Here is a 20,010-nt window from a genome sequence, read left to right on the forward strand (position 1 = left end):
ACCCGGCTGACCGCGTCACTTGCCGAGACGAGGCTCAGCATCGAAAGGTGCGCTCGTGGTGACCTCACCGCCCAGCGTTGTCGTGGTCACCGGAGTCAGCCGATACCTCGGCGCTCGGGTGGCCGCCCGCCTCGCGGCAGATCCCCGGATCGATCGTGTCGTCGGTCTGGATCCGCACGACCCACCAGCTCGCCTGCACGGCCTGCTGGACGGCGTCGAGCGGATCCGGGCCGACGCGCGTGCGGCCGCCGAGGCCCTGGCCGGGCTCGGCGCCGAGGCGGTCGTGCACCTGGCGGTGACCAGCGTCCCCGATCCGGCGCACGGCGGCCGTGCGGGGATGAAGGAACAGAACGTCATCGGCACCATGCAGGTGCTGGCCGCCGCGCAGGGTGCCCCCAAGCTGCGCAAACTGGTGGTGCGCTCGTCGACGGCCGCGTACGGCGCGTCGTTCCGCGACCCCGCCGTCTTCACCGAGGACACCGAGCCCCGTGCGGTGCCCCGTGGCCCGTTCGCCCGGGACATCCTGGACGTCGAGGGGTACGTCCGCGGGTTCCGCCGCCGCCGTCCCGAGGTGGCGGCCACCGTGCTGCGCTTCGCCCCCCTGATCAGCTCGTCCGCCGAGACGTCGCTGACCCGCTACTTCGCCCAGCCGGTGGTGCCGACCGTGCTGGGCCGCGACGCCCGCCTGCAGTTCGTGCACGTGGACGACGCGCTCGAGGTGCTGCACCGCTCGATCGTCGAGGACCACCCCGGCACGTTCAACGTCGCCGGCTCCGGCGTCCTGATGCTGTCCCAGGCGGTGCGCCGGGCCGGCCGGATCGCCCTGCCGTTGCCCGAGACCGGGCTGTCCACCGTGGCCGCGCTCGTCCGCCGCCTGGGCGTCGAACAGATCGGCCTGGACCAGATCGACCTCTTCGTGCACGGCCGGGTGGTCGACACCAGCCGGCTGGTCCGTGAGTTCGGCTTCACCCCGCGCAGCACCGCCACCGCCTTCGAGGAGTTCATCCGGTCGCACGCGGCCGGCTCCTCGCTCACCGAGGACCGGCTCGCCGCCGCCGAGCGGGCGATCCTGGACGGTGTCCGGCGGATGCGCGCGGCGGCCGACTCCGCTGACTCGAGGGCGTGACCGCGCATGACACCGACCCGAGGCCGTGACCGCTGATGGAGCTGATCCAAGGGCATGATCACGCGTGAGCCGGCAGCCGACCCAGGGGTGTGACCGCGCATGAATTCGACGCGAGGGCGTGATCACGCGTGAGCCAGGACGAGTTCCGCGACATGCTGCCCGGGCATGCCGAGTTCCAGCTGCCCGAGCCGCCCGCGCCGAAGAAGATGAACGGCCGCCGCCCGGTGCCGGAGAAGCCGGACGAGCAACTGGCCAAGCTGGAGCAGACGGCGGAGCCGGAAGCGGCCGCCGGGGACGTCTGGGACCGCCGGGTCGCCGCCGGCCTGGCCTTTCTGCGCCGCCGGCTGGCCGGGGCGTACGAGGTGGACGAGTTCGGCTTCGACCCGGAGCTCACCGAGGCCGTCTTCCACCCGATGCTGCGCGTGCTCTACCGGGACTGGTTCCGCACCGAGGTGTTCGGCATCGAGAACGTCCCGGCCGAGGGTCCCGGCCTGGTGGTCGGCAACCACTCTGGCACGCTGGCGCTGGACGCGCTGATGCTGACCGTGGCGCTGCGGGAGAACCACCCGCGCCGGCGGCACCTCCGACTGCTCGGCGCCGACCTGGTCTTCCGGGTGCCCGGGATGAGTGAGCTGGCCCGCGCGGCCGGCGCCACGGTGGCCTGCAACCCGGACGCCGAGCGCCTGATGGCCACCGACCAGCTGGTAGGTGTGTTCCCGGAGGGCTTCAAGGGCATCGGCAAGCGGTTCTCCGAGCGGTACAAGCTGCAGCGTTTCGGCCGCGGCGGGTTCGTCTCGGCGGCGCTGCGCACCGGCACGCCGATCGTCCCGGTGGCGATCGTCGGCGCCGAGGAGATCTATCCGATCCTGGCCGACCTGAAGCCGCTGGCCCGCCTGCTCGGGGTGCCGTACTTCCCGGTCACCCCGACCTTCCCGTGGCTCGGGCCGTTGGGCCTGGTCCCGCTGCCCAGCAAGTGGCTGATCCAGTTCTGTCCGCCGATCCCGACCGCGCACCTCACCGAGTACGCGGACGACCCGCTGGTCGTCTACAACCTGGCCGACCAGGTGCGGGAGACGATCCAGGCGACCCTGCACGAGCTGTTGCAGAAGCGGCCCGACCCGTTCGCCAGGTGAGAGGCCCGGCGCCGGCCCAGTCCCGGGCTGTCCCGCGGTGACGGCCGAGGGGCGGCCCCGGATCTCTCCGGCGCCGCCCCTCGCCGGCCACTCAGAACAGGCTGCCCAGCAGGCCGCCGAGCACGCCGTCGTCGGGCCGCACCTCGCCGTCAGCGGGAGGCAGGGTCACGCCCGGCGTCGGCGCCGTGGTGATGTTGCTCTTGGTGACCGGCGTCTCGTCGTCGGCCGGCGTGGTGGCGCTCTTCTGGCCGGTGCGGTTCGAGTGCGGCGCGGTGACCGCCGCGCTGCTGCCCGGTTCGGCGGCCGCACCGGTCCGCACCGGCCGGCCCGGGGTCGTGGTCTGGCCATTGGGCCTGGTCGTCGACTTGTCGCCGGCGGAGTGCTGGCCGGTCGGCGGCGTCTTGTCGGCCGGCTCGTCCCCGCAGCCGCGCAGCTTCGGGCCGAGCTGGTCGGAGCCGGCCGGGACGACCTTCTCGCAGTCCAGGCCGGCGCGCAGCTGCTCGGTCCGCTGGGAGACGTCCTCCAACAGGCCCAGCGAGGTGAGCGCCCGTTCCCGGTTGACCGGGGAGAGGTCCTGCAGCGCCGGCTGGAACGTGGTCCGCTGCTCCTGGACGAAGCTGTCCAGGGTGGTCAGCTGGCTGGCGTCCGAGCGGGACACCGCGGCGGTCGTGATCAGTTTGACGCCCTTGCGGGTGTCCGCGTCCATGTCGTCCAGCACGTCCCGGAACTTGTCGGCGTTCCCGCCCATGGTGGTGGCCTCGTGCAGCCGGTTGCGGGCGAAGTCGAGCGACAGCTGCCCGCGGCTGGCGTCCGAGCCGGCGATGGCCAGCTGGGCGCGCTCGGTGGAGCGCTTCACGCCGTACAGGGCGTCGCCCGGCGCCGCGCCTTCGCTGGCAGCGGAGATCCCGGAGACGGCCATCGCGCCGGCGGCGACGCCTAGCACGATCGCGCCCCGGGTCCGGATGCGGCGGCCGAAGATGGCCCGCCGGCGCTCCGGCAGCTCGGCGGGCGGCTCGGGCTCCGCCTCGACGGCGGTCCGGCCGATGCCGTCCCGCTCGGCGGTGGCGACCAGCATGGCGCGCAGACCGACGCGGAACTCCGTGTCGACCTGTGCGGCCGGCCGGGTGGCGGACAGGCGGTGGCTGAGCGCCACCAGTTCGGTCAGTTCGTCATCGGCGTGGCACCGACCGGCTCCAGTGGGATCGTCGACCTGCTCCGCGAAGCGCTCGGCGCTCCGGGAGCTCGGAAAAGGGAACTTCACCGTGGGCACCTCCCCTCGCTCGTGAGTGTCCCGCCGGTCCGTGTGCCGGCGTCGGCGACCGGGCCGCGAGTGGCCGCCGTGGGTCGCATCCGGACAAACGCGCGACACGCGGCTCCGGTTACGGGTGCGGAAGGGGACCATCGGGTATCGGAGATCGACATCCGGGAGCGCCCGATCAAGACTGGAACCCTTCCGGCAGGAGGCGGTTCAGCGCTCGTACGGCGCGGTACTGCAGGGCCTTGATGGCGCCCTCGTTCTTGCCCATCGTCTGCGCGGTCTCGGCCACCGAGAAGCCCTGCAGGAAACGCAGCACGATGCACTCCTGCTGCTCCGGGTTGAGCTGCTTGACCGCGGTGAGCAGGGCGACGTTGGTGATGTGGTCGACCACCGCGGACTCCGGGCTGCCCTCCGGGCCCCGGTCCTCGCGGTCGGCGTCCAGCACGTCGCCGGTGGTGACCTCCAGGCGGTAGCGCCCGGACTTGAAGTGGTCGGCGACCAGGTTCCGGGCGATGGTGACCAGCCAGGCGCCGAGGTCCCGGCCCTGCCAGGTGAAGCTGCCGATGCGCTTGAGGGCGCGCAGGAAGGTGTCCGAGGTGAGGTCCTCGGCGAGCTGGCGGTTGCCGACCCGGAAGTAGACGAAGCGGAACACGGTGTCCACGTACCTGTCGTAGATCAGCCCGAACGCCTCCGCCTCGCCGGCCTGGGCGCGCTCGACCAGCGCCCACACCTCGGCGGCCGGGTCACCCCGGTCGGGCCGGGCCGGGTGCTTGGGTGGCTCGGTCTCGGTGGGCGGGCCGGTCTTGCTCTGGGTGGGCAGCACGACCGTGTGGTCGGCGGCGGTCTCGCTCTCCGGCAGGTTCGAGCGCTGCCCGGCGGTCGGCTGGGACGGTGGACGGGGCGTGCCGACCCGGTTGCCGCCGAACTTGCCGTTGGCGCCGGGGGCCGGCACGGACGGCGAGTTGTTCAGCGGCCTGCGGTTGCCGGTGCGCCTGGGGCCGTCACCTCGGATCGCGTTGGTGATCATCCCGTCGACCGATTCACGGATGGCGTTCAGGCCGTCGCTGATTGCGTGCCTCCCAGAGAGGATGTCGCGGTGGTACGGATCCCCGGCGTACACATGAGTCACTGCGCCTCCTCAACCCGGCGGGCCTGCGGCGATCGCGAATCCGTCCCGCCAGGCAGGGATTCACGTCGATTCCGTCGTTTGTGTGGCACAGCGGCCTCCTCGGGATGAGGGTGGTCACTCGCATACAAAAGGGGTGGGGTAACCCGCGGAAATCGCCGGTGACCTCACCCGTTCGTGTGGAGTCCGTTACACAGACCGGAAGTATCGCCGAGTTCGGACACAGGGAGTCGCACACCATGTGCGCTGCGCGCAAAGCCGCGAATCCGTCCTAACTCGGCATCCGGTATCAAGGCCACCCTCTCCGGTCGGGGCCGTCCGGCAACGGACCGGCTGTCCGGCGCCCCGGTCGGGCAAGGTTTGTGCCAGACTCGGGCGTCGTGGAGGAACCCGCCCGCGATCCGGTCGCCGAGGCCGCTGCCCGCCGACCGCGAACTCCGGCTCTGATCGCCGGTGACACCGTCCTGACCTGGGCGGATCTGGATGCCAAGGTCACCGCCGCGGCGCGTTTCGTGGCCGGCCGGACAGCCCCCGGAGATCGCGTCGCATCCGTGCTCGGCAATACCGTGGACTTCGTGGCGACCTGGTTCGGGACGCTGCGGGCGGGCCGGGTCGCGGTTCCCCTCAATCCCGGCTACACAGCCGACGAGGTGTCGCACGCGGTCGCCGACGCCAGGTGCGCACTGATCGTGATCGGACAAACGGATCAGTCACGGCTTGGCTTGACCGAGTTCTGCGTACCTCCGGAATTCGACGGGATCGCGGAGGCCGCCCTCCCGGACGTGTCCGCGAATGATCTCGCCGTGCTGCTCTACACCTCGGGCACCGGCGGGCGGCCGAAGGCCGCGATGCTGACCCACGGCGCCCTGGCCGCCAACCACGACCAACTGGACCGGATCGAGCCGCCGGTGGTCGGGCCGGACGACGTGGTGCTGCTCGCGGTGCCGTTCTTCCACGCCTACGGGCTGAACACCGGGCTGGGCGGCGTCGCGCACCACGCGGCCACCGGCGTGCTGACCGAGCGGTTCGACGCGGCGGACACGCTGGACCTGATCGCGAGGCGCGGGGTGACAGTCGTGGTCGGCGTCCCGGGGATGTACCAGGCCTGGTCGCGGCAGGCCGGCGTGGCCGAGGCGCTGCGCGGCCTGCGGACCGCGGTGTGCGGCGCGGCGCCGCTGGAGCCGGCCACCGCGGCGCGCTTCCGGGCCGCCACCGGCAAGACCATATTGATCGGGTACGGCCTGACCGAGTCCGCGCCGGTGCTCACCACCACGGCGGTCAGTGACCGCGGCAAGACCGGCTCGATCGGGCGCCCGCTGCCCGGGGTGGAGCTGTCCCTCCGTACCCGAAATGGTGTTGAGCTGTGGCGGGACGGCACGGTGTCGCCGGAGGAGGATCTCGCCGAGCTCGACCTCGCGCCTGCCGTCTCGGCCGGCACCGACCCGGGGGAGATCGTGGTCCGGGGTCCGAACCTGTTCTCCGGCTACTGGCCGGACGGCGCCGGCGGGCCGGACGCGGACGGCTGGTGGCCGACCGGGGACATCGCCTACGCGGACGCCGACGGCGATCTGATCCTGGTCGACCGGATCGGCGAGCTGATCCTGGTCAACGGCTTCAACGTCTATCCTGCGGAGATCGAGCGGGTGCTGTCGGCGCATCCGCGGGTCGCCGAGGCGGCAGTGGTGGCGAGGCCGGACCGGGACACCGGGCAGCGGCCGCACGCCTACGTGGTGGCGGCCGGTGACCCGCCGCCGTCGGTGACCGAGCTGCAGGTGCACTGCGCCGCCCGGCTGGCCCGGTTCAAGCTGCCGACGATCGAGCTGGTCGCGTCGCTGCCGCGCTCCGCGAGCGGCAAGGTCCGGAAGAGGGAGTTGTCTTGACCCGCATCACCTTGATCAGCCGGGACGGCTGCCACCTGTGCGAGGTGGCCGAGCAGACGCTGGACCGGATCGCGCCCGGCGACTGGACCCGGGTGGACGTCGACTCGTCGATCGAGCTGCAGCGCGACTACGACGACCGGGTGCCGGTGATCCTGCTGGACGGCAGGGAGCACGGGTACTGGCGGGTGGAGGAGGCCCGGTTGCTCCGGGATTTGGCTCGACAGCCCGGCGAGCCGCACCTGTAACGTGCCAGCGTGACATCTAAGCACCTGGTCTGGGACTGGAACGGCACCCTTCTCGACGATCTTCACCTGGTCGTGTCGTCGACCAACGAGGCCTTCGCCACGGTCGGCGGCCGGGCCGTCGGGACGGACGAGCACCGGCGGGCGTTCCGGCGGCCGGTCGCCGAATTCTACGCCGAGATGCTCGGCCGGGCGGTGGACCAGGAGGAGTTCGGCCGGCTGGATCGCATCTTCCACGACGCGTACCGGCTCGGCCTGACCGACATCACGCTGGCGGCCGACGCGATGACCGCGATCAAGACCTGGCCGGGGACGCAGTCGCTGCTCTCCATGTGGTTCCACGGCGAGCTGGTGCCGGCTGTGGAGACGTACGGACTGGCCGGCGTCTTCACCCGGATCGACGGGCTGCGCACCGAGGTGGGCGGCGACCTGAAGGCCGGGCACCTGGCGCGGCACCTGGAGGGGCTGGGCCTGGCCGGCGCCGACGTGGTGCTGATCGGCGACTCGCTGGACGACGCGGCCGCCGCCGACTCGGTGGGCGCCGGCTCGGTGCTCTACACCGGGGGCTTCACCGACCCGGTCCGGCTGCGCGAGTCCGGCCGGCTGGTGGCCGATTCGCTCGTCGATGCGGTGAGGCTGGCCATGTCGCTCTGAGCCGGATCGTGTTTCGGATCACGATCCGCCACGCCGCGGCCCCGGGTCGTGTTCCGGAACAGGACCTGGGTGGCCCCGGCGGGGTGCGAACGGTAATACTCGACAGGTCGGCTCGACTAACACAGCCGGGTCGATCTTGTCCAATTGTCCCGACAAGATCGCGATTTGTGCACGCCTTCACAAGCGCCTACTCTGTGACTCCGACGAGCCCGCTACCACAGCCGCCCCGACGGGGCTTCACCGGTATCGCACAGATCGGGCTCACCGCAGGTTCGCCTCGTCGGCACGGAGTCAGATGAGTCAGCAGCGTCACGGAAGCACGCCCGGCGAAGCCGGTGACGTCCCGGCCTTCCCGGACCTCCCGGAGGCGACGATCGCGAGGCTGCCCGAATACCTGCGCGCCCTGCACCATCTGGCCGAGGCCGGCGCGGAAACGGTATCCAGCGAGGGTCTGGCCGCCGCCGCCGGGGTCAACTCCGCGAAACTTCGCAAGGATCTCTCACATCTGGGGTCGTACGGGACCCGGGGCGTCGGGTACGACGTGGCCCTGCTGGTCGACCAGATCGAGTACATCCTGGGCCTGGACAAGAACCGCGCGGTCTGCCTGGTCGGCGTCGGCAACCTGGGCCACGCCCTGGCCGGTTACGCCGGGTTCGCCAGCCGAGGTTTCCGGGTCGTCGCGCTCTTCGACGCCGACCGCAAGAAGGTCGGCGAGGTGATCAACGGCATGGCCGTCCGGCACATCGGCGACCTGGAACTGGTGGCCGCCGAGGAGTCGATAGCCATCGGCGTCATCGCCACCCCGCCCACCGCCGCCCAGGCGGTGGCCGATCTGCTGGTCGCCGCCGGTGTGACAAGCATCCTGAACTTCGCGCCATGCGTACTGTCGGTCCCTCCGAACGTCGATGTGCGCAAGGTGGATCTGGCCGTCGAGTTGCAGATCCTCTCGTTCCACGAACACCGCAAGGCGTCGCTGACCGCCCTTCCCGGCGGAGCCGGCGACGCCGCGGGTGACCAGGAGGCAGTGGGGTCGTGAATCTGCTCAGCATCGGTGCGTCCTACCGCACCGCCGACGTGGCCGTCCTGGAGCGGCTCAGCATTCCCGAGTCAGACATCCCTCAACTCCTGCAGAAGCTGGTCGCCCAGCCCTACGTGAGCGAGGCCGTGCTGGTCTCGACCTGCAACCGCGTCGAGGTGTACGCCGCGGTCAGCGGGTTCCACGGCGGCCTCGGCGACATCTGCAACGTGCTGTCCCAGCACTCCGGCATCCCGGCCAGCGAGCTGGCCGGGCACCTCTACGTGCACTACGGCGAGGCCGCGGTCCGGCACTCGTTCCGGGTCTCCTCCGGGCTCGACTCGATGGTGGTCGGCGAGGCGCAGATCCTCGGGCAGCTGCGGGACGCGTACCACGCGGCCACCGAGTCCGACTCGGCCGGCCGGCTGCTGCACGAGCTGATGCAGCAGGCGCTGCGGGTCGGCAAGCGGGCACACGCCGAGACCGGCATCGACAAGGCCGGCCAGAGCGTGGTCACGGCCGCCCTGGAGGTGGCCGCCGACCACCTCGGCGGCGACCTGACCGGGCGCCCCGCGCTGGTGATCGGCGCCGGCGCGATGGGCGCGCTGTCGGTCGCCACGTTGACCCGGACCGGTGTCGGCCCGCTGCGGATCACCAACCGCAGCGCCGACCGGGCGGACCGGCTGGCCGAGGCGTACGGCGCGGTCGCCGTCCCGATCGCGGACCTGCGGCAGGTGCTCGGCGAGGTGGACATCGTGGTCAGCGCGACCGCTTCCACCCAGCCGGTGCTGACCCGGGACCTGTTGGAATCCGCGCTCGGCGCCCGTGCCGACGGGCACCCGCTGGTGGTGCTCGACCTCGCGGTGCCGCGGGACGTCGCCCCGGACGCGGCGGGCCTGCCCGGCCTGGTCGTGGTCGACATCGACGGGCTCGCCACCAGCCGCCGCGCGGCCCCGGCCGCCGCCGAGACCGCCGCGGTCGAGCAGATCGTCACCGGCGAGGTGGACAACTTCCTCGGCTGGATGCGCGGGGCGGAGATCGCGCCCACCGTGGCCGCCCTGCGGACCCGCGCCGAGGAGGTGGTCTCCGCCGAGATGCGCAAGCTGCTCGCGCGGCGGCCGGAATTCACCGAGGAGCAGCGGGCCGACGTTTCCCGTACCCTGCACCGAGTCGTCCAGCAGATCCTGCACTCGCCGACCGTGCGGGTGCGGCAGCTGGCCGCCGAGCCGGGTGGCGATCAGTACGCCGCCCTGCTCCGTGAGCTGTTCGACCTGGACGTCCCCCTGGCCACCCACGCCGACGCGGTACCCGAGATCGGAGGTAAGGCATGACCGCCCGCACCGAGCGGCGCCCGGCCGGACCTGACGACGACCTCGCGGGCGAGGGCCGCAAGAACATCCGGAAGGCGGGCCCAGCGTGACTGTGAAGCCGCTGCGCCTCGGCACCCGGGGCAGCGCTCTCGCGATCACCCAGTCCCGGATGGTCGCCGACCAGCTGACCGCGGCCACCGGCCGGGCCGTCGAGCTGGTCCGCATCGTCACGCCCGGCGACACCTCGTCGGCGCCCGTCGCCCAGCTCGGCGTCGGGGTGTTCGTCTCCGCGCTGCGGGACGCGCTGTCGGCCGGTGAGATCGACTTCGCCGTCCACTCGTACAAGGACCTGCCCACCGGCGACCACCCGCTGCTGCACATCGCGGCCGTGCCGCACCGGGAGGACCCGCGGGACGCGCTGGTGGCCCGCGACGGGCGTACGCTCGCCGACCTGCCGCCCGGATCGCGGGTCGGCACCGGGGCGGTCCGGCGGATCGCCCAGCTCCGGGCTCTCGGACTGGAGTTGCAGGTCACGCCGATTCGGGGCAACGTTGACACGCGCATCGCGCGAGTTCTCGGCCCCCGGGCCGACCTCGACGCGGTCGTCCTGGCCCAGGCCGGGGTGTCACGCCTCGGCCGCACGGCCGAGATCACCGAAACGCTGGACCCGATGCTCATGCTGCCCGCCCCGGCCCAGGGCGCGCTGGCTGTCGAGTGCCGGTCCGGCGACGCAGACCTGGTCGAGCTGCTGGCCGTGCTCGACCACGCACCGACCCGGGCCGCCGTCGTGGCGGAACGGGCGTTGCTGGCCACGCTGGAGGCCGGGTGTGCCGCCCCGGTCGCCGCTTACGCCCGCCTCGTCCGGGGTGGGCATGCCGGCTCCGTCCCCACCGACGGGCTCGGCGAGGAGATGATTCACCTGCGCGGTGCGGTGATCAGCCCGGATGGGGTTCGAGCCATCCGGCTGTCGCGCACCGGAACGCCCGCCGGGGCGGCGGAGATCGGCAAGGCACTCGCCGCCGACCTCCTCGACGCCGGCGCCGATACCCTGATGGGGAGCACAGAATGACCACCCGCACCGCCCGTAAGCCAGCCGGACGCATCGCGTTCATCGGCGCCGGACCCGGCGACCCGGAGCTGCTGACCCGCCGCGCGTACGCCGCGCTGACCGATGCCGACCAGGTGGTCTACGACCGGGGCGTGCCCGAGTCGCTGCTGTCCGCGATCCGCGCGGACGCCAAGGAGGACGCCCAGTTCAGCCCGGCCGAAGGCGCCCCCGGCGACGTGGCCAAGGTGCTGCTCTCCGCCGCCAAGTCCGGCCTGGCCGCCGTGCACCTGGTGGCCGGCGACCCGTTCGGTCACGACGCGGTGGTCAAGGAGGTGCAGGCGGTCGCGCGGACCGCTGTGCACTTCGAGGTGATCCCGGGCATCGGCCAGGCCGAGGGCGTCGCGGCGTACGCGGGTGTGCCGCTGCCCGGCGTGCGCATCGCCGCCGACGTCGACGACGTCACCTCGCTGGACTTCGACGCGCTGGCCGGCGCGGCCCAGAAGGGCTCGTTCGCGGTCGCGGTGGACGCCGGTGACCTGGCCGCGGTCCGAGACGGGCTGCTGGCGGCCGGCGTCGAGCCGGGTGTCCCGGTCGGCGTGACCGGCGACGGCACCGGCGAGACGCAGTACACCACCACCTCGACGGTGGACAGCTTCGTGGCCGCCGCGCTCGGCTTCACCGGCCGGGTCGTGCTGACCGTCGGCGCCGAGGTGGGCGAGCGGGACGCGCTGAGCTGGTGGGAGAACCGGCCGCTGTACGGCTGGAAGGTGCTGGTCCCGCGGACCAAGGAGCAGGCCGGCGCGATGAGCGCGCGGCTGCGGGCGTACGGCGCGATCCCGTGCGAGGTGCCGACCATCGCGGTCGAGCCGCCCCGCACCCCGGCGCAGATGGAGCGCGCGGTCAAGGGCCTGGTCGACGGCCGGTACGCGTGGGTGGTGTTCACCTCGGTGAACGCGGTCCGCGCGGTGTGGGAGAAGTTCGCCGAGCACGGCCTGGACGCCAGGCACTTCGGCGGTGTCAAGATCGCCTGCATCGGCGAGGCCACCGCCGAGGCGGTCCGCGCGTTCGGCATCCAGCCCGAGCTGATCCCGGCCGGTGAGCAGTCCAGCGAGGGCCTGCTGGCCGAGTTCTCCCCGCACGACGAGATCCTCGACCCGGTCGGCCGGGTGCTGCTGCCGCGCGCCGACATCGCCACCGAGACCCTCGCGGCCGGCCTGATCGAGCGGGGCTGGGAGGTGGACGACGTGACCGCGTACCGGACGGTGCGGGCCGCGCCGCCGCCCGCCGAGATCCGCGACGCGATCAAGTCGGGTGGCTTCGACGCGGTGCTCTTCACCTCGTCCTCGACCGTCCGCAACCTGGTCGGCATCGCCGGCAAGCCGCACGCCCGCACGGTCGTCGCGGTGATCGGCCCGAAGACCGCGGAGACCGCTATCGAGTTCGGCCTGCGGGTGGACACCCAGCCGCAGAACGCCTCGGTGCCGGACCTGGTCGAGGCGCTCGCCGAGTACGCCCTGGAACTGCGCGAGAAGCTGGCGGCGATGCCTGCCAAGCAGCGCCGCGGCTCCAAGGTGCAGGGCCCCACCGCTCTCCGTTTCCGCTGATCGTTCACGCGCCGGGGGAAGATCCCCCGGCGCGTTCCCCGTTAGGGAGCGCCCATGTCCTTCCCCGACATCCGCCCGCGCCGCCTCCGGCGCACCCCGGCGATCCGCCGCCTGGTCGAGGAGACCCGGGTCGCCCCGTCCGAGCTGATCCTCCCGCTCTTCCTCAAGGAGGGGATCACCGAGCCCAGGCCGATCAGCTCGCTCCCGGGCGTCGTCCAGCACACCCGTGAGTCGCTGCTCAAGGCCGCCCACGAGGCGGTCAGCGCGGGCGTCGGCGGCCTGATGCTCTACGGCGTGCCGGACAACGCGAACAAGGACGAGACCGGTTCGGCCGGGCTCGACCCGGAGGGCATCCTCAACGTCGGCCTCCGGGACCTGCGCGCCGAGCTCGGCGACGACACCGTGATCATGGGTGACGTCTGCGTGGACGAGTTCACCACGCACGGGCACTGCGGCGTGCTCGCCGCGGACGGCTCGGTCGACAACGACGCCACGCTGGAGATCTACGCCCGGATGGCGGTGGCGCAGGCCGAGGCGGGCGCGCACATGGTCGGTCCCTCCGGGATGATGGACGGCCAGGTCGGCGTGATCCGCAAGGCCCTGGACGCGGCCGGTCACCAGGACATCGGGATCCTGGCCTACTCGGCGAAGTACGCGGGCGCCTTCTACGGCCCGTTCCGCGAGGCGGTCGAGTCAACGTTGCAGGGCGACCGGCGGCAGTACCAGCAGGATCCGCCGAACCTGCGGGACGCGCTGCGCGAGGTCGACCTGGACGTGGCCGAGGGCGCCGACATCGTGATGATCAAGCCGGCGCTGCCGTACCTGGACGTGATCGCCGCGATCCGGGAGCGGGTCGCCGTGCCGGTCGCCGCGTACCAGGTCTCCGGCGAGTACGCGATGGTCGAGGCGGCCGCCGCGAACGGCTGGCTCGACCGCGAGCGCGTGATCATGGAGTCGCTGACCTCGATCAAGCGGGCCGGCGCGCAGATCATCCTCACCTACTGGGCCGTCGAAGCCGCCCAACTCCTCCGCGAGCGCTACTGAGATTCGAGCCTCTGCACGAGCTGGGCCACGTCGGCGATGTACTCGAACCAGTCGCGGTCCGACTGGTAGCCCAGCTCCGCGTTGACCTTCAGCATCGACTCGTTGTGCTGCGCGTTCCAGGTCTGCACCTGGCGCAGGCCGGGTTCGGCGGCGCGCAGCTCGAACAGCATCCGAGCCTTGATCGCCCGGTCGATGCCGTAGCCGCGGTGCTCCCGGACGACGATCGTGTCGTACTGGTCGGCGCGCTCCGGGTGCTGTGCCGGGACGACCACCTCGGTCAGCCCGGCGACCGCGCCGGTCGCCTCGTGGATGGCCAGCACGATGTACGGCTTGAGGCCCCGCCGGTGCAGCGTCTCCAGTGACTCGCGGAGCCGGGCCGGGTCGGACGAGCGCGGCGTCAGGTCGAGATCGTCGTCGTCGGTCTGCGCCTCGGCCTTGGCCCGCGCGTAGGCTTCCAGCAGCTCCGCGGACGGGCCGCCGGGATGGTACTCCACCCGGTACCCGGCGCCGAGGCCGTTGGACATCGCGCCGAGGGCGGCCCAGTCGACAGTGTCCAGACTGAGGACACTGCGGGTCTCCACATACTCCCGTTCGAAGCCGAGCGACTCGTAGAAGCCGATGGCGGGTGTTCCACCGATGGCCTCCACCCCGATCGAGGAGAATCCTTCCAGGTACGCCCGGCGTGCCGCCACGGCGAGCAGTTCCCGCCCCAGTCCGCGGCGTCGCAGCTGCGGCTTGACGAGGATCTCGAGCACCCCGATGTCGCCCAGCAGCAGGATGCTGACCAGCGCGTAGATTTCGCTCTCCCCCTCGGGGAGGCGGTCGTCCTCGGCCACCCAGCAGATCCGGCGCTCGCCCGGCATGGTCTCGGCGAGGTAGTCCCTGACCCGGACGTCCCGCCATGCTGGATCGTCGGGGAGGTCGGTGGTCAGCACCGCGTTGACCGTCTCCACCAGCGAGTGGATCTCAGCCGCGGACGCGGAGCGGGGATCCCATTCACGCACCCTCACCCGTACATCGTGCCGTTTACCCGACCTCCAGGGAAGTGCTGACCACGCAAAAGTACGCGCCCGCTCACCGAGCGTCGCGAAAACTCGCTACGATCCGTCCGCACCGCCCTTCCACGCCTTGCGCCGCGTGGCGGCTTGCGCCGCGCCGGCGTGCTCAGTTGCGGCTGCGCCGGCGTGATCAGGCCGGGATGGTCACGCCGGGATGGTCACGCCGGGATGGTCACGCCGGGATGGTCACGCCGGGATGGTCACGCCGGGCGATGCGGATCATCGCGGGGACAGGTGCGGCTGCTCCGGCGTGATCAGGTGCGGCTGCGCTGTCCGTAGTCGTTGGCGGCCTCGAAAATCTTCTGCGCCGATGTGCGCAGCGTGCCGCCGTTGTAGTCCAGCACCGCGTCCCACCAGGAGTCGGCGCGGGCCAGGTCGCGGATGCCGCCCTTGGCGTCCTTGCAGAGATGATTGGCGACGGCCAGCGCTGCGTCGTCGATGTCGTTGATGTCGGTGGCCCCGTTCCGGTCGGCGTCCACCGCGAACGCCTGCCAGGTGCCCGGCACCAGCTTCATCGGCCCGACCTCACGGTCGTAGTTGGTGTCCTGATCCAGCACGCCCCGGTCGGTGTCCTTCACCAGGAGCCGGCCCCCCTGTCCGTCCAGCGGCAGGCCGAAGATCGTCGGCTGGGCCACCCCGTCCACGCCGAGCACCGCGCCGTTCGAGCTGCCGTGCCCGGACGTCACCTTGCCGATCGCGGCCAGCGTGGTCCAGCTCAGGTGACAGGTGGGCACGGTCTGCGCGGTGACCAGCTCGGCGTACCCGTAGGCCTGGACCGCTACCACCGGGATGCCGGCCTTGGTCCCGGCGGTCTGCGCCCAGGCGGCCAGCGCGTCGGCCGGCCGGTTGACCGGGCCCGCACCGGGCGTGCCGGCAGCGGTCGTCGGAATGCCGAACCCGGTGGCCGGCGGGACCGTGTAGGTCGGGATCAGCGGGTTGTCGGCCGGAGCGGAGAACCCGCCCGGTACGCCGAAGGGATCGCTCACGGCCGGCGCCGGAGCCGCCCCGGCGTCACCGAAGGTCGGCGTGACGCTCGGCGTCGGCGCCGCCTCCAGGGCCCGGGGCACCAGATAGACCCCGGCCGCGCCGGCGAGCCCGATCAGCAGGATCACGACGATGCTCGGCAGAACGACCCGGCCGCTGGGCCGCCTCGCCCAGGCCACGAAGCCGCGACCGCCCCGCGCCACCAGCCCGAGGAAGCGCCGCACGAGCCTCCGCTTGGCCGGCGCGGCAGCCTTGCCCGCCTCCGGAGCCGCATCCTTGCCGGCCTCTTCACCGGTCTTCGCGGTCTTGCCGGCATCCGCCGTCTTGCCGGCCTCTTCGCCGGCCTCCGTGCCCTTGCCGGCGTCCGTGGTCTTGTCCGCCTCCGTGCCCTTGTCGGCGTCCTTGGCCACCGCGACCTTGCCAGCCTCCGCGTCCTCTTTCACGGCAGGACCCGCACCCGCGAGCGAGCCCGCCGTCGTAGCGGCGCCCTTCTCCGGCGCGGCGCTCTGCGCTGGAGCGGCATTCTTGCCCGCGACGTCCTTGTCCGTAGCGGCGGCCTTGTCCGTAGCGGCGGCCTTGTCCGTAGCGGCAGCCTTGTCCGTAGCGGCGGCCTTGTCCGCGGCGGCCTTGTCCCCGGTGACGGACCCGGCCGAAGCCGCCTCAGGCTTCTTGGACGAGGGCGTGCCCGAATCGCCGGACCTGTGCCGCCCGGCCCCGGGCGCCTCCACCGGAGCCGCCCCGGAACTGCCCAGCGGAACGCCCTGATGGGGCGCCGCCGCCCGCAACTCCGGCCGCTCTCCTGGGATCTTCCGCGCCTCCGCCACGCGCTCGACCCTACCGGGCCGTGACGATCGTCGGGTAAACCGCCGAGGCCCTGTGGACAACGCCCCTTACCGGCTCCGGCGCGGGGGCCCTACGCTGGTCGGATGCCGCGTTATGACTACCGCTGCCGCGCCTGCGGCGCCACCTTCGAGGTCAGCCGCCCGATGCGGGAGGCCACCGAGCCGGCCACCTGCCCGCAGGGCCACGGCGACACCGTCAAGCTGCTGTCCACGGTCGCTGTCACCGGCCGCGGTGGCGCCGCCCCGATGCCCGGCGGCGCGGGCGGAGGCGGCTGCTGCGGCGGCGCCTGCGGCTGCTGACCTGATCCCTTCGACAGAACATCCCGGGTTCGGGGAGACATCCCAACCCAAGCCGGCGGCGCCCGCGACCCGGGCGCCGCCCGGCAGGGGTTAGGCGCGGGGCGCTGTCGGATGCGAGGGGCAGTGCAGGCATCGTCCGGCAGGGGTTGGCGCGGGGCGCTGTCCGGTGCGAGGAGCAGCGCGGGCGCCGCCCGGAAAAGGGTGTCGCGGGGCGATGCCCGGTGAAGAGGCCGCGCCTGCGCCGTATCGCCCGGCCGCGGCGTACGCCCTCCGGATTCTGATCTTGACCTGCGGAAATCCGAGCGTGATCATCCGAAGGAGTGATCTGATTCACTCCTTACCGCAAACCCCTCGATACCGCCCGCGTGTCGACATTGCGCCGAAACCGCCTCTTCGCTATCACTCTAGGTATCCGCCGCCGAACCCCATGCCGACAAATCCGCGCTGCTCAGGAGTAACTTCCCAGAACATGGGACAACACGTACGGGTATATCCGAACGTCCCGACGGTTTTGCCCGACCGCATCGTTTCCGCGTTCGATCTCTTTCGTTACGACACGCGTAGTCCCGTATGCCGACGTCGATCCCACTGTTGGAGAGCTTCTCCGTAAGGGGTAGGTCGTGGCGGGAACATGGTTACCGTCCGTTTCTACGATGGGCGGTGACTCTGTGATACGGCACCATGAGTCGCGACTTCCAAAGGGGGCGGAGGTTCCACCGTGTCGGGACGGCTCGAGCTACCCAGCGGCCTCGTGACCTTTATGTTCACTGACATAGAGGGATCAACACGACTGGCCCGGATGCTCGGAGACACCTATCGCGCTGTGCTGAACGCACATCGCTCTGTGTTACGCGCTGCGCTTAGTGAGTTCGAAGGTGTAGAGCTTCTCACCGAGGGTGACTCCTTTTTCGTGGCGTTCGACAACGCGGACTCCGCCGTGGCGGCCTGTGTGGAGGCGCAGCGGAGGCTGGCCGCCCACGACTGGCCACGCGCCGACGCCGTCCCCAAGGTGCGGATGGGACTGCACACCGGGCGGGCCACACCGATCGGCACCGAGTACGCCAGCGCCGAGGTGCACCGGGCGGCCCGGGTGGCCGCCGCGGCCCACGGTGGCCAGGTGCTCTGCTCCGAGGCGACGGCCCAGGCGGTGACCGCCACCTACGCCGGCGCGCCGACCGCCGCGCCCGCCCTGACCGGCGTGGACCTGCTGGACCTCGGAGCGTTCCGGCTGCGCGGCTTCGACGACGACGAGCGGATCTTCCAGGTGCTGGCGCCCGGCCTGGAGCGTGACTTCCCGCGCCCGCGGACCGCGGAGGCGCCCCGGCACAACCTGCCGGCCGAGCACAGCTCGTTCGTCGGACGCCAGGCCGAGATCTCCGAGCTGGCCGAACTGATCAGCCACCACCGGCTGGTCAGCGTGGTGGGTGCGGGCGGCGCCGGCAAGACGCGGCTCAGCCTGGCCGTGGGCGAGCAGTTGCTGGACGCGTACCCCGGTGGGGTGTGGACGATCGATGCGGTGAGCGCGGCGGGTGGCCTTCCCACGGCGCTCGCCGCGGCCCTGGGCCTGCGGACCGAGCCCGGCCGTCCGATGATCGAGACGGTGCTGGAGCAGTGCACCGAGCGCCGGATGCTGGTCATTCTGCAGACCTGCGACGCGGCGCCCGGGCTGACCGCGGCGCTGGCGCACCGGCTGCTGTCCCGGTGCCGCCGGCTGGACGTGCTGGCCACCGGCCGGGCCCCGCTGGGCCTGCCCGGGGAGGCCGTGTGGCGGATCCCGCCGATGGCCCCGGCCGACGCGTTCGCGCTGCTCAAGGAGCGGGCGACGGCGGCCCGTGGCGGGCGGCGGGGGAACGACGACGAGCAGTTGGCCGAGCTCGCCGCGCGGTTGGAGGGCTCCCCGCTGGCGATCGAGCTGGCCGCCACCCGGCTCCGGCTGCTGCCGGCCGACCTGCTGACGCGGCGGCTGGACGACCCGATCGGCGCGCTGGACAGCGACGCGAGCGGTGCGGGGCGGCACGACAGCCTGCGGAACAATCTGGAGTGGTCGTACCGGAGTCTGGGGAGCCGGGCCGCCGAGTTGCTGCGGAGGCTGGCGGTCTTCGCCGGGCCGGTGGATCTGGCCACCGTGGACTGGTGCGGGGAGGAGGCGCTCAGCGCGCTCTCCGAGCTGGCGGAGAAGTCGCTGATCGAGGTGCTGCCCGGCCCGCGGTACCGGATGTCGGACCATGTCCGGTCGTATGCCCTGCGCCAGCTCGCCGCCGCCGGTGACGAGCCTGCCGTCCGGGACCGGCATCTGGCCTGGTCGCTGCAAACCCTGAAGACCGTCGCGGTGGATATCGACGGCCAGCAGCGGACCGTCTCGCTGACCGATCTCGGACCGTACGTCGCGGAGTGGCAGGCGGCGCTGCGCTGGGCCTCGGCGAGCGGGGACGTCCGCGCCGGGTTGTGCCTGGCCGGCGCGCTGAACCCGTGGTGGCGTGAGCACGGCGGCGCCGGCGAGGGTCGCAGCCTGCTGTCCCGGCTGTACGAGCGGGCCGACGGGAACGCGGGACCGGCCGAGCTGGCCCGGGCCTACCTCATCCACGCCGACCTGACCGACGATCCGGGGGAGCGGGACCAGTTCCTGCATCGCGCGGAGCACGCGGCCCGGCGCGCCGGCGACCCGGCCCTGCTGGTCCGGGCGCTGGGCAGCCGCCGGATCCGGCTGGACGAACCGGCCGACGAGGCGGTCGAGAGCTCGTGCCGGTCGGTGATCGCCGAGGCCGAGCAGGCCGGCGTGGCGGCCGAGTCGCTGCCGGCCGTGCTGGCGCTGGCCGAGCTGTTCTGGCGGCGCGGCGCGCTCAGCGAGGCCGCCGAGCTGCTCGGCGCGGCCCGGCACCTGGAGGCCGGCCGGCCCGAGGACCGCGGGCGCCGGGCGGTGGACTGGCTGCTCGGCATGGTCGCGCTGCGCCGCGGCGACCTGGTCGCCGCACACGACCACCTGGTGGTGGCGTTGCGCTCGCGGCTGCGGCACGGATTCAAGGGCGCGGCCGCCGACGCGGTCGCGGCCATCGCCGCCCGGTGTGCGCTGGGCGGGGACGCGATGACCGCGACGATGCTGTTCGGCGGGGCGGAGGCGGCACGCGGCGCCCGCCGCACCGAGTCCTTCGGCGCGTTCTGGTCGGAGCAGCAGATCGCCTTGCGGCTGGCCTTGGGCGACGCGGCCTTCGACTCGGCCTACGCCGACGGCGCCAACCTGCCCTTCGACCGGATCGTCGCGATGGCCCTGGCTGTCGAACACCCGGATATGGAGGACGGAGCGGCGCGATTCGCCCAGATCGCCCGGTAGAAGGGTGCGGATCACGCGGACTACTGATCTGATTAGGGTGTGTCCGTGCAGGCGGTTT

At 72.4% G+C, this 20,010-nt stretch carries 16 protein-coding genes; 12 read left to right on the top strand and 4 right to left on the bottom strand.

Annotation, left to right across the window (positions count from 1 at the left end; translation table 11 throughout):
• The first annotated feature begins 55 nt into the window (after window positions 1-55).
• A complete protein-coding gene (locus tag Asi03nite_RS18080; RefSeq protein WP_203681184.1) occupies window positions 56-1,126 on the top strand; it encodes an NAD-dependent epimerase/dehydratase family protein in 1,071 nt (356 codons plus the stop codon).
• Between the two features lie 128 nt (window positions 1,127-1,254).
• Complete coding sequence (locus Asi03nite_RS18085; protein WP_203681186.1) at window positions 1,255-2,259, top strand: lysophospholipid acyltransferase family protein; 1,005 nt, start codon at window positions 1,255-1,257, stop codon at window positions 2,257-2,259.
• Window positions 2,260-2,350: 91 nt separating this feature from the next.
• On the opposite strand, the gene Asi03nite_RS18090 is transcribed toward Asi03nite_RS18085, so the two are convergent.
• Together Asi03nite_RS18090 and Asi03nite_RS18095 are read right to left on the bottom strand one after the other, a co-directional pair.
• A complete protein-coding gene (locus tag Asi03nite_RS18090) occupies window positions 2,351-3,520 on the bottom strand; it encodes a DUF5667 domain-containing protein (RefSeq protein WP_203681188.1) in 1,170 nt (389 codons plus the stop codon).
• Window positions 3,521-3,695: 175 nt separating this feature from the next.
• Entirely contained in the window at window positions 3,696-4,646 is a 951-nt protein-coding gene (locus Asi03nite_RS18095; RefSeq protein WP_203681189.1) for an ECF subfamily RNA polymerase sigma factor, BldN family, read from the bottom strand.
• A gap of 377 nt (window positions 4,647-5,023) precedes the next feature.
• Between Asi03nite_RS18095 and Asi03nite_RS18100 the strand changes: the two genes are divergently transcribed.
• The 8 genes from Asi03nite_RS18100 (at window position 5,024) to hemB (ending at window position 13,440) form a co-directional block, all read left to right on the top strand.
• Window positions 5,024-6,523, top strand: coding sequence for an AMP-binding protein (locus Asi03nite_RS18100; RefSeq protein ID WP_203681190.1), 1,500 nt, complete (start codon window positions 5,024-5,026; stop codon window positions 6,521-6,523).
• Entirely contained in the window at window positions 6,520-6,768 is a 249-nt protein-coding gene (locus tag Asi03nite_RS18105) for a glutaredoxin family protein (protein ID WP_203681191.1), read from the top strand. The genes Asi03nite_RS18100 and Asi03nite_RS18105 overlap by 4 nt, the downstream gene beginning before the upstream one ends.
• A 9-nt stretch (window positions 6,769-6,777) precedes the next feature.
• Window positions 6,778-7,419, top strand: a complete 642-nt coding sequence (locus Asi03nite_RS18110) for an HAD family hydrolase (protein WP_203681192.1) — start codon at window positions 6,778-6,780, stop codon at window positions 7,417-7,419.
• A 295-nt stretch (window positions 7,420-7,714) separates the two neighbouring features.
• Window positions 7,715-8,455: a redox-sensing transcriptional repressor Rex gene (locus Asi03nite_RS18115; protein WP_203681193.1), complete on the top strand. Its 741-nt coding sequence runs from the start codon at window positions 7,715-7,717 to the stop codon at window positions 8,453-8,455.
• A complete protein-coding gene (locus tag Asi03nite_RS18120; RefSeq protein ID WP_203681195.1) occupies window positions 8,452-9,765 on the top strand; it encodes a glutamyl-tRNA reductase in 1,314 nt (437 codons plus the stop codon). The genes Asi03nite_RS18115 and Asi03nite_RS18120 overlap by 4 nt, the downstream gene beginning before the upstream one ends.
• A 91-nt stretch (window positions 9,766-9,856) precedes the next feature.
• Window positions 9,857-10,813, top strand: coding sequence for a hydroxymethylbilane synthase (gene hemC / locus Asi03nite_RS18125; RefSeq protein WP_373872134.1), 957 nt, complete (start codon window positions 9,857-9,859; stop codon window positions 10,811-10,813).
• Window positions 10,810-12,396, top strand: a complete 1,587-nt coding sequence (locus Asi03nite_RS18130; RefSeq protein ID WP_203681198.1) for a bifunctional uroporphyrinogen-III C-methyltransferase/uroporphyrinogen-III synthase — start codon at window positions 10,810-10,812, stop codon at window positions 12,394-12,396. The genes hemC and Asi03nite_RS18130 overlap by 4 nt, the downstream gene beginning before the upstream one ends.
• A 54-nt stretch (window positions 12,397-12,450) precedes the next feature.
• Window positions 12,451-13,440 carry a porphobilinogen synthase gene (gene hemB, locus Asi03nite_RS18135; RefSeq protein ID WP_203681199.1) on the top strand — a complete coding sequence of 330 codons (990 nt, stop codon included), beginning with the start codon at window positions 12,451-12,453 and terminating at the stop codon, window positions 13,438-13,440.
• Here hemB and Asi03nite_RS18140 read toward each other — a convergent pair.
• Window positions 13,434-14,450: a GNAT family N-acetyltransferase gene (locus Asi03nite_RS18140; RefSeq protein ID WP_203681200.1), complete on the bottom strand. Its 1,017-nt coding sequence runs from the start codon at window positions 14,448-14,450 to the stop codon at window positions 13,434-13,436. The genes hemB and Asi03nite_RS18140 overlap by 7 nt on opposite strands.
• A gap of 302 nt (window positions 14,451-14,752) precedes the next feature.
• The gene (locus Asi03nite_RS18145) at window positions 14,753-16,306 is read right to left on the bottom strand and encodes a lysozyme family protein (RefSeq protein WP_203681201.1); all 1,554 of its coding nucleotides are present in this window, start codon (window positions 16,304-16,306) and stop codon (window positions 14,753-14,755) included.
• Between the two features lie 102 nt (window positions 16,307-16,408).
• Here Asi03nite_RS18145 and Asi03nite_RS18150 point away from each other — a divergent pair, with 102 nt between their 5' ends.
• Both Asi03nite_RS18150 and Asi03nite_RS18155 read left to right on the top strand, forming a co-directional pair.
• Window positions 16,409-16,624 (top strand): FmdB family zinc ribbon protein, encoded by a 216-nt coding sequence (locus tag Asi03nite_RS18150; RefSeq protein WP_203681202.1) that lies wholly within the window; start codon window positions 16,409-16,411, stop codon window positions 16,622-16,624.
• Between the two features lie 760 nt (window positions 16,625-17,384).
• Window positions 17,385-19,952, top strand: coding sequence for a winged helix-turn-helix domain-containing protein (locus Asi03nite_RS18155; protein ID WP_239102760.1), 2,568 nt, complete (start codon window positions 17,385-17,387; stop codon window positions 19,950-19,952).
• Window positions 19,953-20,010: the final 58 nt, after the last annotated feature.

This window comes from Actinoplanes siamensis, from assembly GCF_016862395.1.
GTDB lineage: Bacteria > Actinomycetota > Actinomycetes > Mycobacteriales > Micromonosporaceae > Actinoplanes > Actinoplanes siamensis.

Bases quoted from the DNA above. Each gene is read 5' to 3' on its own strand.
- Asi03nite_RS18115 (WP_203681193.1), top strand. From the start codon at position 7,715: ATGAGTCAGCAGCGTCACGGAAGCACGCCCGGCGAAGCCGGTGACGTC.
- Asi03nite_RS18130 (WP_203681198.1), top strand. From the start codon at position 10,810: ATGACCACCCGCACCGCCCGTAAGCCAGCCGGACGCATCGCGTTCATC.
- hemB (WP_203681199.1), top strand. From the start codon at position 12,451: ATGTCCTTCCCCGACATCCGCCCGCGCCGCCTCCGGCGCACCCCGGCG.
- Asi03nite_RS18150 (WP_203681202.1), top strand. From the start codon at position 16,409: ATGCCGCGTTATGACTACCGCTGCCGCGCCTGCGGCGCCACCTTCGAG.
- Asi03nite_RS18155 (WP_239102760.1), top strand. From the start codon at position 17,385: ATGTTCACTGACATAGAGGGATCAACACGACTGGCCCGGATGCTCGGA.